This is a genomic window from Paenarthrobacter sp. NPDC091669 (assembly GCF_044756725.1).
Lineage (GTDB): Bacteria > Actinomycetota > Actinomycetes > Actinomycetales > Micrococcaceae > Arthrobacter > Arthrobacter bambusae_C.
On sequence record NZ_JBIVTK010000008.1, the window covers coordinates 1 to 11,571 of the forward strand.

At 63.2% G+C, this 11,571-nt stretch carries 13 protein-coding genes; 8 read left to right on the forward strand and 5 right to left on the reverse strand.

The features are described 5' to 3' along the window. Nucleotides 1–132: 132 nt before the first annotated feature. Complete coding sequence (locus ACIQLI_RS14285) at nucleotides 133–1,227, reverse strand: pyridoxal-phosphate-dependent aminotransferase family protein (protein WP_400389562.1); 1,095 nt, start codon at nucleotides 1,225–1,227, stop codon at nucleotides 133–135. Between the two features lie 25 nt (nucleotides 1,228–1,252). Continuing rightward, nucleotides 1,253–2,497, reverse strand: a complete 1,245-nt coding sequence (locus tag ACIQLI_RS14290) for an MFS transporter (protein WP_400389565.1) — start codon at nucleotides 2,495–2,497, stop codon at nucleotides 1,253–1,255. A gap of 58 nt (nucleotides 2,498–2,555) precedes the next feature. Here ACIQLI_RS14290 and ACIQLI_RS14295 point away from each other — a divergent pair, with 58 nt between their 5' ends. The 7 genes from ACIQLI_RS14295 to purM all read left to right on the forward strand — a co-directional run bounded on the left by ACIQLI_RS14295 (nucleotide 2,556) and on the right by purM (nucleotide 8,329). Next, nucleotides 2,556–3,047: a winged helix-turn-helix transcriptional regulator gene (locus tag ACIQLI_RS14295; RefSeq protein ID WP_400389566.1), complete on the forward strand. Its 492-nt coding sequence runs from the start codon at nucleotides 2,556–2,558 to the stop codon at nucleotides 3,045–3,047. A 95-nt stretch (nucleotides 3,048–3,142) separates the two neighbouring features. Next, on the forward strand, nucleotides 3,143–3,973 hold the full coding sequence (locus ACIQLI_RS14300) for a phosphatase PAP2 family protein (RefSeq protein WP_400389568.1): 831 nt from the start codon (nucleotides 3,143–3,145) through the stop codon (nucleotides 3,971–3,973). 154 nt (nucleotides 3,974–4,127) lie between these two features. Then, nucleotides 4,128–4,637, forward strand: coding sequence for a 2-oxo-4-hydroxy-4-carboxy-5-ureidoimidazoline decarboxylase (gene uraD / locus ACIQLI_RS14305; RefSeq protein WP_400389571.1), 510 nt, complete (start codon nucleotides 4,128–4,130; stop codon nucleotides 4,635–4,637). Then, nucleotides 4,634–4,975 (forward strand): hydroxyisourate hydrolase, encoded by a 342-nt coding sequence (gene uraH, locus ACIQLI_RS14310; protein ID WP_017199951.1) that lies wholly within the window; start codon nucleotides 4,634–4,636, stop codon nucleotides 4,973–4,975. Before uraD ends, uraH begins: the two co-directional genes overlap by 4 nt. An 88-nt stretch (nucleotides 4,976–5,063) precedes the next feature. Next, nucleotides 5,064–5,396, forward strand: coding sequence for a hypothetical protein (locus tag ACIQLI_RS14315; protein ID WP_400389574.1), 333 nt, complete (start codon nucleotides 5,064–5,066; stop codon nucleotides 5,394–5,396). Nucleotides 5,397–5,543: 147 nt separating this feature from the next. Next, nucleotides 5,544–7,175 carry an amidophosphoribosyltransferase gene (gene purF / locus ACIQLI_RS14320; protein WP_354227705.1) on the forward strand — a complete coding sequence of 544 codons (1,632 nt, stop codon included), beginning with the start codon at nucleotides 5,544–5,546 and terminating at the stop codon, nucleotides 7,173–7,175. Then, nucleotides 7,172–8,329 carry a phosphoribosylformylglycinamidine cyclo-ligase gene (purM, locus tag ACIQLI_RS14325; RefSeq protein ID WP_089596294.1) on the forward strand — a complete coding sequence of 386 codons (1,158 nt, stop codon included), beginning with the start codon at nucleotides 7,172–7,174 and terminating at the stop codon, nucleotides 8,327–8,329. The genes purF and purM overlap by 4 nt, the downstream gene beginning before the upstream one ends. 71 nt (nucleotides 8,330–8,400) lie before the next feature. On the opposite strand, the gene ACIQLI_RS14330 is transcribed toward purM, so the two are convergent. From ACIQLI_RS14330 to ACIQLI_RS14340, 3 genes are all read right to left on the reverse strand, one after another. Continuing rightward, nucleotides 8,401–9,171 carry a VOC family protein gene (locus tag ACIQLI_RS14330; protein ID WP_400389579.1) on the reverse strand — a complete coding sequence of 257 codons (771 nt, stop codon included), beginning with the start codon at nucleotides 9,169–9,171 and terminating at the stop codon, nucleotides 8,401–8,403. Continuing rightward, complete coding sequence (locus ACIQLI_RS14335) at nucleotides 9,168–9,950, reverse strand: VOC family protein (protein WP_400389582.1); 783 nt, start codon at nucleotides 9,948–9,950, stop codon at nucleotides 9,168–9,170. The genes ACIQLI_RS14330 and ACIQLI_RS14335 overlap by 4 nt, the downstream gene beginning before the upstream one ends. Nucleotides 9,951–10,134: 184 nt before the next feature. Beyond that, a complete protein-coding gene (locus ACIQLI_RS14340) occupies nucleotides 10,135–10,359 on the reverse strand; it encodes a DUF3073 domain-containing protein (RefSeq protein WP_011776148.1) in 225 nt (74 codons plus the stop codon). 242 nt (nucleotides 10,360–10,601) lie between these two features. On the opposite strand from ACIQLI_RS14340, the gene ACIQLI_RS14345 reads away from it, so the two are divergent. Continuing rightward, nucleotides 10,602–11,540, forward strand: a complete 939-nt coding sequence (locus ACIQLI_RS14345; RefSeq protein WP_400389587.1) for a septum formation family protein — start codon at nucleotides 10,602–10,604, stop codon at nucleotides 11,538–11,540. Nucleotides 11,541–11,571: the final 31 nt, after the last annotated feature.

Sequence of the window (11,571 nt, forward strand, 5' to 3'; positions counted from 1 at the left end):
GAATCAACAGAGGGTCGCAATCATGCCGGGGTCAGCAGGCCAGCACACCCATATCCTGCACCAGGAAACGGGCTACGAAAAAGGTAACGAGGGTCCCGCCCAAGCACGCGGGACGTGAGAGAGCAACCGGGGCTAGGCTTTCGCGATCGCCTCCTTCAGCGCCCCCAGCACCAAGGTGACCGAGGCGCTGTTGGCGTTCGGGCCCATCATCCCTATGCGCCACACCGTGTCCGCAAACTCCCCCACCCCCGAGCCGATCTCCATACTGAAGTTCTCCAGAAGGTAAGCGCGGACGGCAGCCGAGTTGACGCCGTCGGGCACCTTCACGGTGGTGAGGCTCGGCAACCGGGAGCCTTCGGCAGCGAACAGTTCCAGCCCCATTTCCTGCAGCCCGTTCTGCAGAGCGGCGCCGGCGGCACGGTGGCGGGCCTGCACCACGTCCAACCCCTCGGCGAGAATCCGGTCCAAAGCAGCTTCAAGCCCGGCGATCATGGTCACGGGCGCTGTGTGGTGATAGGTCCGGGCGCCACTGGCCGCTCCGACGTACCCGCCGAGCAACCCGATATCGAGGTACCAGGATCGTGGATCCTTGACGCGGCGCTCGAAAGCCCGGTCGGACACAGTGAATGGCGACAGTCCCGGCGGCACACCAAGGCACTTCTGCGTGCCGGCATATCCGACGTCGATCCCCCAGTCGTCCGCCAACAACTCCAGTCCGCCAATGGACGTAACGGCATCGGTGATCAGTAGGGCATCGCCCTTTCCGGCACCGAGCGCGGCGATGTCGGAAATGACGCCCACTGAAGTTTCAGCATGGACTGCCGCAATGACTTTCGGATTCGGGTGCGCAGAAAGCACACGATCGGCATCGACAGGCTGGCCCCATTCGTGATCAACCCGGACCACCGTGGCCCCGCAGCGCCGTGCGACCTCGCACATCCGCGCCCCAAACAGTCCGTTGACAGCGATAACTGCCACGTCGCCGTCGGACACGGTGTTCACGAAGGCTGCTTCCATGCCGCCGGAACCTGTGGCACTCAACGGGAGCGTCCGCGCATTGGACGTTCCCCAAACAGTCCGGAGTCCCTCACAGGTGTGGTCGAGCCGCTCGATGAACACCGGATCAAGGTGCCCCAGCACGGGATAGGCCAGGGCAGCCATGGCTTCGGGGTAGCAATTGCTCGGGCCGGGACCGAACAGGAACCGGGACGTCAGAATGTGCGGCATGTGCGAACTCCTTAGCTGGTTGAGGTCATTCTGCCCCAGCGTGCTGTGTGGGGCGAGCCAACCGCGCCTGCCCTCTCGTTTTGTAGGGAATGAGCCGGTCCACGCCCCAGATCGCCAGCCCGAACGCCGCAAAGACCGCGCCCAGGACGCTGGCCCCGGTCCAACCCCACGCATCGTAGACCGGCGCAACAGCTGCCGCGCCCGCTGCACTTCCCACGGAATAGAACACCATGTAGCTGCCGATCATGCTGCTGGCCGACTCCTCAGCTCCTGCCACGATCAGGGTCTGGCTGCTGACATGGACGGCCTGCACTGCGGCGTCGAGGACGATGATGCCCGCTACGAACCACAGCAGCGACCAACTGCCGAGGGACAAAGCCACCCAGGAACCCAGAAGCGCAGCGAGGCCCCAAGCCGTGACCCGCTGCGCCCATCCACGGTCCGCCGCGGCGCCTGCCCTGGACGCGGCCACCACACCGACGAGGCCAGCCAGCCCAAAAAGTCCGATCAGGCTCGGCGGCAGATTCCACGCGGGACTGCTGAGCAGCAGGGACATACCGCTCCACAGCACCCCGAAGGACGCAAACAGCAGCATGGTGATGAGCGCCCGAGTACGGAACACACGGTCACACCGCGTCAGGACCACCACCGATGAGACAGCCCTCCAGTAGCGCACCTCTCCCCTCCCGGCCCGCTCCTTGGGCAAGGCGCGAAAGACCGCGACGGCCAGGACCGCACCTGCCACCGCCGCGAGTACGTAGACAGACCGCCATCCCCACAGATCCGTCAGGCCTCCCGCCAGCGTCCGGGCAAGGATGATGCCACTCACGACGCCGGCAGTGACGGTGCCGATGTTTCCGCCCCTTTGCCCGGGGGTGCTGGAGGCGGCGGTATACGCCACGATGGTCTGAACCACCGACGAGGCCAATCCGAGGAACAGGAAGCCACCCAGCAGGGCCGTCTGTGAATCTGCCAGGACCACCACGGATCCGCCTATGGCCGTCGCCGCGATGTGAAGGGTGATGAGCAACCGGCGGTTCATGACATCCCCCAAAGGCACCAAGAGAACCAGCCCAAGAAGGTATCCGGCCTGGGACGAGGCCACAATCCAGCCCACCCCGGACGTTGGAATCCCCAGATCCGTCCCGATGCGCTCAAGCAGGGGCTGCCCGTAATAGATGTTGGACACCATGAACCCGGCCGTCACAGCGAGCAGGAACAACAGCCGACTGCTGAGTCCTCGGCTTGATTCCTTCAAGTGTGTGCTCACAGCGCCTCCATAATTGGTTTCATAATGCAACCATATGAGCTTATGGCAGAATGGTTTCATGTTGCAACCAAGTGAAGTTGAATGGACGGACCCCGAATGTCCCGTCGCCAGAGCCGTGGACTTGGTGGGCGACAAATGGACCCTGCTCATCATTCGGGACTCGTTGGACGGCAAGCGGCGCTTCTCCGAGTTCGAGAGATCACTGGGCGTGGCTAAAAACATCCTTTCGGACCGCCTCCGCCTCCTGGTGGAGAGAGGCGTCATGACCAGGATTCCCAACGAACGAGGCACCCGAAGCGAATACGAGCTGACGGACGCGGGGCGCGATCTGTTCACCCTGGTCCTCAGCCTCCGGCAATGGGGCGAGCGAAACGCCTTCACCCCGGGTGAGGACCATTCGGTCCTCATCGATCCCACCTCGGGTCAGCCCGTCCCGGAACTGCGCCCAGCCAGCAAGGGTGGCAAAGAGCTTGGCCCGGAGCAGACGTTGCTGGTCAAAGTGGGCCAGCCGTTGCCTGAAAGCCAACCCCTGCCTGACCACGTGAAGTAGCGCGAGCCGGCCCGAAAGGCGCTCCCAGGAATCTCCGGGCAGCAACTGCTAAGGTTGCTCACCAATACTGAGGCCGCCACGGATAGGGGACATGAGTGACGACTGAAGGAAAAGAGGCGCCGGAGCAAGGCGTTCGCGGCGAAGTAAGCCAGGACAGGTTCGTCGCCGGGCAGGACCTGACCAATTGGAAATCCCCCGCGGGCCGGACACTGGCCCGAGGCGCCGAAAAGGCCACGTCACTGCTGGGGCCCTACACCGCGCTCATCATCACCTTGATGGTTGGGCTCGCCGCAGCCCTCTCACTGGCCCTGGTCTTCGGCGAAGTCTACGAGTCCGTGACGGAAGCCGACGGCGTTGCAGGTTTGGACGATCCCGTCCTGGCCGCAGCAAAGAGCGTCCGCTCTCCAGCTTTGGACTCAGCCACCACTGCCTACACGAATATTGGCGGCACCGTGGGCATGCCCATCCTTGCCGTCGGCATCATGATCTTCCTGGCCACCAAGCGGCGATCATGGACGCCCGTCATCCTGATGCTCGCTGCTGGCCTGGGATCTTTGGTCATCACTATTTTGGGCAAGCCCATCTTCGGCCGCGCCCGCCCGGACATGGCGGACGCCATTCCTCCCTACGAGCATTCCGCGTCCTTCCCCAGCGGCCATTCCCTGAACTCCATCGTGATTGCCGGCATCGTGGCTTACCTGATCATCCTCCGGCTCAAAACCTTGCGGGCGCGGGTCATCACCGTGCTGGCGGCCGGAGTCTTTGCCTTCACCATGGGCCTGAGCCGCGTCTACCTTGGCCACCATTGGCTGACGGATGTGCTGGCAGCCTGGGCTATCGGCGTGGCATGGCTGGCCCTGGTCATCACCGCCCATCGCCTGTACCTGACAGTGCGGACACGGCGCCACAAGGCGGTAGTCTCTTGACACCAGGCCGATCGCTCGGCTTAACTGAATTACGTATGCTGAAATAACAGTTCCATGATGCGGAAGCTGGAAGCAAAGGCTTCCTCTTGCACCAGCAAGAGTTCCGCATAGCCCACACCATGGATGCCAGCATTTGCACGAGGATGTCACAAGCATGGAGCTTGCAGAATTCAACAGTGTTGACCGGGACGAGGCCATCAGGATCCTGACCCCCTGCCTGGATATCAGCCGCTGGGTGGAGGCCATCGCTGATGCGCGGCCCTTCGCCACAGTCGACGACCTGCTGGGCCAGGCCCAGCGCGCCGCCGAACCATTCACCGCTGCCGAGGTGGAGTCCGCCATGGCACACCACCCCCGCATCGGAGAACGCCCCAAGGCCCAGACCACCGAGGCCGCGATGTCGCGTTCGGAGCAGGCCGGAGTGGATCCTGGAGACAGCGACACCACTACCGCCCTGGCTGAGGGCAACCGGGCCTACGAGGAAAAGTTCGGCAGGGTCTTCCTGATCCGTGCCGCCGGCCGCAGCGCCCAGGAAATCCTCAGCACCCTTCAGGAACGCATCACCCACACCCCCGAAGAAGAAGACACGATTGTGGCTGGCCAGCTGCGGGAGATCGCACTGTTGCGCCTCTCCGGTTTGGTCAGCGAAGGAGTCAACGCATGAGCGTTTCACAAGTAACCACGCACATCCTGGACACAGGTTCCGGCCGCCCAGCGGCGGGTGTCGCCGTCGTACTTTACGTCCGTGAAGGCGACGACTGGACCCTGGTGGCGAAGGGCGAAACCGACGCCGACGGCCGCATCAAGACCCTCGGCCCGGAGCGGATCCCGGGCGGCGCTTACCGCCTGAATTTTGCCACCGGCGCCTACTACGAGGGCCTCGGCACGGAGACGTTCTTCCCGGAAGTGGATCTGAACTTCACAGTTTCCGACGCCGGTGAGCACTACCACGTACCGCTCCTGCTGAGCCCGTTCGCATTCTCGACGTACCGCGGCAGCTAACCCCGAAGTTTGTGTACAGATAATGCCCCTAAGGCGACTCCTTGGGGGCATTATCTGTACACAAACGCCAAACGGTAGGCTTTAACGCATGGCTTCAGAGGACACCACCCCCAACTCCGCCCGCCGCGAGATCACGGTCCGCCGGGCACCCAAGTTTGTACCTTTCATGATTTTGGGAGCCGTGGTCGGTGCAATCGTGGCCGCCATCATCGCGTACGGCCGCCAAGCCGACCCCGCCTTCGACGCTGGCACAGTGTTCGGCTTCTTCCTGATCGTTTGCGCGGGCGGAGGCGTCATCCTCTTCTCGATTCTCGCCCTGGTCCTGGACCGCATCAGCGTCAAGCGCTCCCAGCGTGCCGTCGTGGAAGCCGTTCCGGATTCGGTTCCGGACCAAGGACCAGAGAACGACGACGTCCGCTAAGTCGGGCGCCCGGCCCGCCTCTTCGGAGGGGAGCCAAATGTGAGACACACCGCATTTTTGAAGGAACACGCCTGTTCTAAGCCCGTTCAAGGGGTCACATAGGCTGCGGGGGAACGTACCACGGCCACAACATGAGACAATCGACCAGTGGCACGTGGCGACGGAAAACTTTCTCATGATCTTCTCCCCGGCGAAAAAGGCCCTCAGGACGCTTGTGGCGTCTTTGGGGTCTGGGCTCCCGGTGAAGAAGTAGCAAAACTCACCTATTACGGGCTGTATGCGCTGCAGCACCGCGGACAAGAATCGGCTGGTATAGCTACCAGTGACGGCAAGCGCATCAATGTCTACAAGGACATGGGGCTTGTGTCCCAGGTCTTCGATGAGACAACCCTGAACACCCTGACCGGGCACTTGGCCGTTGGCCACTGCCGGTACTCCACCACCGGTGCAAGCCACTGGGCCAACGCGCAGCCAACCCTGGGTGCAACAGCAACCGGCACGGTTGCCTTGGCCCACAACGGCAACCTGACCAACACCGCTGAGCTCCGGGAAATGATCCTTGAGCGCAACGACGGCCAGCTGACCGGTGAGATGAAGCAGGGCAACACCTCGGACACCGCACTGGTGACCGCCCTCCTGGAGGGTGAAGAGGGCAAGACCCTGGAGCAGACTGCACTGGAGCTGCTGCCCAAGATCAAGGGTGGCTTCTGCTTCGTCTTCATGGACGAAGGAACGCTCTACGCAGCCCGCGATACCTACGGCATCCGCCCGCTGTGTCTTGGCCGCCTGGACCGCGGCTGGGTTGTCGCTTCCGAGCAGGCAGGCCTTGCCACTGTTGGTGCGAGCTTCATCCGCGAGATCGAGCCCGGCGAATTCATTGCCATCGACGAGGACGGCGTCCGTTCGCAGCGCTTCGCCGAGGCAACCCCCGCCGGCTGTGTCTTCGAGTACGTCTACCTCGCCCGTCCGGACGCTGCCATTGCCGGCCGCTCCGTATACGAGGCACGCGTTGAGATGGGCCGCCAGCTGGCCCGCGAAAACACGCATGAGGCAGACCTCGTCATTCCCGTTCCTGAGTCCGGTACCCCCGCAGCTGTTGGGTACGCCGAACAATCCGGCATCCCCTTTGCCCATGGCTTCGTCAAGAACGCCTACGTGGGCCGCACGTTCATCCAGCCCTCGCAGACCCTGCGCCAGCTGGGTATCCGGCTCAAGCTCAACGCCTTGGAATCCGTCATCCGCGGCAAGCGCATTGTGGTGGTGGACGATTCCATCGTTCGCGGCAATACCCAGCGCGCCATTGTCCGGATGCTCCGGGAAGCCGGTGCCGCCGCGGTGCACGTCAAGATTTCCTCTCCCCCGGTCCAGTGGCCCTGCTTCTACGGCATCGACTTCGCGTCCCGCGCGGAACTGATCGCCAACGGTGCCACCATCGAGGAGATCTCACAGGCGATCGGCGCTGACTCTCTGGCCTACATCTCCGAAGACGGCATGATTGGCGCTACCCAGCAGCCACGCGAACGCCTCTGCACGGCCTGCTTCACCGGCAAGTACCCCATCGAGCTGCCGCATGCGGACAAGCTGGGTAAGAACCTGCTGGAGCGCACCGACCTCGGTGGCCTGGAACCGGCCGCCCAGTCCCAGACCGTGGACGATTCCGAGGACCCCGCCGAGAAGCCGGGCGCCACGGGCTGCGATCCAGGGCCCGACGCCGAATTCGAAAACCTCCTTACCGACGCTGATCGTTTGACCGACGCCGACAAGAAAGAGTCTGTATGAGCTCCGCAACACCCGCCGCTGGAAGCACCCCGAACACAACAGGCATCACCTACGCTTCTGCTGGTGTCGACGTTGAAGCGGGCGACCGCGCAGTCGAACTCATGAAGGGCGCCATTAAGGCGACGCACAACTCTTCGGTGATTGGCGGCGTCGGCGGTTTCGCTGGCCTGTACGACGTCTCCAAGCTGCTCACCTACAAGAAGCCGCTGCTGGCCACGTCCACGGACGGTGTTGGCACCAAGGTGGCCATCGCGCAGGCCATGGACATCCACGACACCATCGGTTTCGACCTGGTGGGCATGGTGGTGGACGACATCGTCGTTGTAGGTGCTGAGCCGCTCTACATGACCGACTACATCGCGTGCGGCAAGGTTGTTCCGGAGCGCATCGCAGACATCGTCCGCGGCATCGCTGCTGCCTGCTCCGTTGCCGGCACCGCCCTTGTTGGTGGCGAAACCGCTGAGCACCCGGGCCTTCTGGGTGAGCACGAGTACGACGTCGCAGGTGCCGCAACCGGTATCGTCGAGGCCGACGCCCTGCTCGGTCCGGACCGCGTCCGCGCCGGCGACGTCGTGATCGGCATGGCCTCTTCCGGCCTTCACTCCAACGGTTACTCCCTGGTCCGCCGCGTAATCAACCACGCCGGTTGGGCCCTGGACCGCCAGGTTTCCGAGCTTGGCCGCACGCTGGGCGAAGAGCTCCTGGAGCCGACCCGCGTTTACGCGGCCGACTGCCTGGACCTTGCCCGCACCTTCCCTGTTACCGGCGGCGCGGCAGTTCACGGCTTCAGCCACGTCACCGGTGGTGGCCTGGCTGCCAACCTGGCCCGCGTCCTTCCGCAGGGCCTGGTGGCAACTGTTGACCGCAACACTTGGGAACTCCCGGCCATCTTCAAGCTGGTCTCGGAGCTGGGCAACGTGCCGTTGGCCGACTTGGAGCGCACACTGAACCTCGGCGTCGGCATGGTTGCCATCGTTTCCGCCGAAGCAGCAGACGCTGCAGTGGCCCGCCTCAACGACCGCGGCCTTCCGTCCTGGGTCATGGGCACCGTTTCAGCTGACAGCGACTCGATCGACAAGACCGGCCCGGACTACGTCCAGGGTGCCAAGGGCGTCGACGGCGGCGCTGTCCGTTTGGTCAACGCGTACGCCTAAGCGGTATATCGCTTCATAAAAGGAGCGGCCGGGCAGTCTTGGACTGTCCGGCCGCTTTTTGTTGTCTGTTTCTATGTCTGGATCAGGCTCAGGATTCCGCCCTGCGGATCCTGGATGGTGGCCAGTGATCCCGTTTCCGGTTTGTCCTCCGGCTCCACGAGGAGCTCTCCCCCGGCTGCCACTGCCGCTTCCACGGCTTTGCGCAGGTCCGCTACACCGAAGTAGATCTGCCAACCAGCCTCGTCGCCCTCATCGGCAGGAACGATGCCGGCCACTTCGTCGCCCTTGACCATCAGCGTGCTGTAGCTGCCGCCGTCGTCCTGGGGATATTCGGTGACCTCGTGGCCGAAAAGCTGTTGGAAAAATGCGACGGCGGACTGCGGCTCGGGCGTCAACAGTTCAGCCCACGCCAACGCACCGGGCTCGTTGAACAGGTGGCTGCCCACATGCGTTCCAGCCTGCCAAACACCAGTGGTTCCGCCGCCGGGAGGTTCGATGAACGCCAGGACCCCCGTATCCGCCACAGCTTCGGGACCAAACTGGAGCTTCCCCCCTGCGTGAACGGCGTCGTCGGCGATTTCGTCAGTGTCCGTGGCAGCAATATAAATGTTCCACTGGCCATGCGTTCCGGCCGCCTCCTGCATGGGGTTCTGCGGTGCGATCACAGCCACCAACTGGTCCTTGACGAATGCTTGTGCGTAGCTTCGGCCATCAGGAGTGGGAAGGTCCTTGAAACTCCACCCGAAAACCTGCTGATAAAAATCCTTGGCCGCGGCCACATCCCTGGTCTGAAGGTCAGCCCAGCACGGCTCACCGTTGGCGTAATGTTTCCGTGCCGTCATGCTGCCAGGCCCGTCATGATGCTGAATGCTGCCCCGGCAGGATCCATGAGGACGGCCATGCGGCCTACTCCCGGCACGTCGAAGGCCGGGGCAATGACGTGGCTGCCCAACTCAACGGCCTGCTCCACCGTGGCATCAATATCCACCACGTTGAAGTAGGTCATCCAGAACGGCGACAACCCCTCAATGGGCAGCTTCAGGGCACCCGCAACCCGTCGTCCCTCCACCAGCAGGCTGGTGTACTCCTGCAGGTCACCGGCCGGTTCAGTTTCGCTGGTGCACCCTGTCACAGCCTCGTAGAACGCTACGGCTTTGGGGACGTCATGTGTTTGGAGCTCATTCCAAATCATGGCGCCCGGTTCATTGACCAGGCCTGATCCCGGGTGGTTGCCCGCCTCCCAGAACCCGATCTGGGCCCCGGTGGGATCTGTGGCGAAGAACATACGCCCCGAACCGTTGGGGACGGAGTCAGGAGGGGAAAGCAAGGTTCCTCCAGCCGCTTCCACGCGCTGCGCCGCTTCATCAGCCGAGTCCACCGCCAGGTAATTTGCCCAGTAGGACGGCATCCCTTCCGGAGCATCGGGCATCTGCTGCATCATTCCGGCGATGTAACGGCCCTTGAGCTTGGCCATGTAGTAGGTCATACCGTTCCCGGCGTCCATGGCATCCAGCTCCCATCCGAAGAGGTCGCTGTAGAACTTCCTGGAAACGTCAATGTCGTTGGAGGAAAGGTCCACCCAACATGGTGTCCCCTGTTTGTAGCTGTCAGCCTCCGGCATGGCGTTCCTTTCGATGCGCTCGAACCTCCAGCCTACGCAAAAAAGGGCCCTCAGGGTACGCCAATGAATGACGTGCCCTGGGGCCCTTTTTCAAAAGATAGACGGCATCCGAAAATGCGCGTTGACCTTGTAGTACGACGGCGGTGCGCTACTCAGTGCCTACGGCACCTGTTGGTTGCGACAGCTATCCGATCCGGCGGGTGTCAACCTCGTCGTCGTCGTCTTCCGCGTACTTGTCCTCATAAGCCGAATAGTCCGGCTCCGGGGGATCGTCGGGGAAGTGGCTCTTGACACGACTGGACGGACCCGTGAGCTCCCGCTCAAGTGCCGAATAGTCAGTGTTCGGGGAGTAGTACTTAATATCCCGAGCCTGCTTGGTAGCTTTTGCCTTTTGACGGCCGCGCCCCATGGCGTGACCCCCTTTTGTACTTGGACCGGAGGTGGTCACCTTGGCTATCGGTGAGGCCCCGGAATGTTTGGTCAATTTGTCGTATGTCTAGATTACATGCTTTCAGGGGTGCCTGCGCGCCACCACAGGCCCGCGTCCATGCCGACTCAGGCCAAAAGCACGGCCAAACACCTCCCCGGGGGCCAAAAATTGGGTAGAGTCTGCCTCAATGCGGCGTCACAGCAGGAAGGCACACTCCGGAAATGAGCCAGGACAATACTCCACCGCGCGATGGTTCACCACGCGATCAGGACAAGGATGGGGTGCCGTCCGCGCCCAAAAACCCACCGCCTGCCGCTGATGAGCAGCCACCAGCGGCTGGTGGGCGACCACCTGCAGCGGGTGAGCAACCTCCCGTGGCTGGTGGGCAACCTCCTGCGCCCGGCGAGCAGCCATCGGCAGTCCCGTTGCCGCCGCCGTCCGGACTTCAGCCGGATCCCGCACCCGAACTTGACCCCGATTTCGTGCCCGACCCCGGGTCCCAGCCGGATCCCGCCATGCCACCTACCGACGGACAGGCACCTTCCTACGCCATGCCGTATCCGGGGCAACAGCCGGATCCCGGGCAACAGCCGGATCCCGGGCAGCAGCCCTATCCGGGGCAGGAGTCGCCTCCGGAAGCCCACGGTGATCCAGTCAAGAGGCAGAGATTGGTCATCGGCGGGATCGTAGTGGGCGTGCTCGTCCTCATTGGCGTGGTGATCTGGGTACTGCTGAATCTGTTGGGAACCCGCCCCGAAGCCGCTGTCCCCACTCCGAGCGCCACGGCTACCCCTGGCCCGCTCCCCCGTGACGCCAACTCCAAGGACTTCCAAGTGGGCGACTGCTTCGCCGACTTTGATCCCAACGCCAGCGAAGCACGCGCCGTTGCCTGCGATACCGAACACTCGGCCCAGCTCATTGGAGTGCACGCATACCCGGGCGACGATTCCTTCCCCGGAACCAACGCCCTGCGGGACAAGGGTCGCGAGGTGTGCAAGGCCGCGGTGGCCAAGCTCAACGAGGCCGCCGATAACTACGTTCTGCTGCAGCAGAACGTTTATCCGAGCACCACCAGTTGGGATCGGGGCGACCGTCGCGTCGATTGCTTCATCGTGGTGGACTCGGGCAACACCATCAAGGAAGACCTCCTGCAGAAGTAGCCCGCGGCTGCACATGCATCCGGCGGGCCAC

Coding starts and splice junctions, on each gene's coding strand:
- ACIQLI_RS14285 (WP_400389562.1), bottom strand. CDS start 1,227: ATGCCGCACATTCTGACGTCCCGGTTCCTGTTCGGTCCCGGCCCGAGC.
- purM (WP_089596294.1), top strand. CDS start 7,172: ATGAGCTCCGCAACACCCGCCGCTGGAAGCACCCCGAACACAACAGGC.
- uraD (WP_400389571.1), top strand. CDS start 4,128: ATGGAGCTTGCAGAATTCAACAGTGTTGACCGGGACGAGGCCATCAGG.
- ACIQLI_RS14295 (WP_400389566.1), top strand. CDS start 2,556: ATGTTGCAACCAAGTGAAGTTGAATGGACGGACCCCGAATGTCCCGTC.
- ACIQLI_RS14340 (WP_011776148.1), bottom strand. CDS start 10,359: ATGGGGCGCGGCCGTCAAAAGGCAAAAGCTACCAAGCAGGCTCGGGAT.
- ACIQLI_RS14335 (WP_400389582.1), bottom strand. CDS start 9,950: ATGCCGGAGGCTGACAGCTACAAACAGGGGACACCATGTTGGGTGGAC.
- ACIQLI_RS14345 (WP_400389587.1), top strand. CDS start 10,602: ATGAGCCAGGACAATACTCCACCGCGCGATGGTTCACCACGCGATCAG.
- ACIQLI_RS14330 (WP_400389579.1), bottom strand. CDS start 9,171: ATGACGGCACGGAAACATTACGCCAACGGTGAGCCGTGCTGGGCTGAC.
- ACIQLI_RS14315 (WP_400389574.1), top strand. CDS start 5,064: ATGGCTTCAGAGGACACCACCCCCAACTCCGCCCGCCGCGAGATCACG.
- uraH (WP_017199951.1), top strand. CDS start 4,634: ATGAGCGTTTCACAAGTAACCACGCACATCCTGGACACAGGTTCCGGC.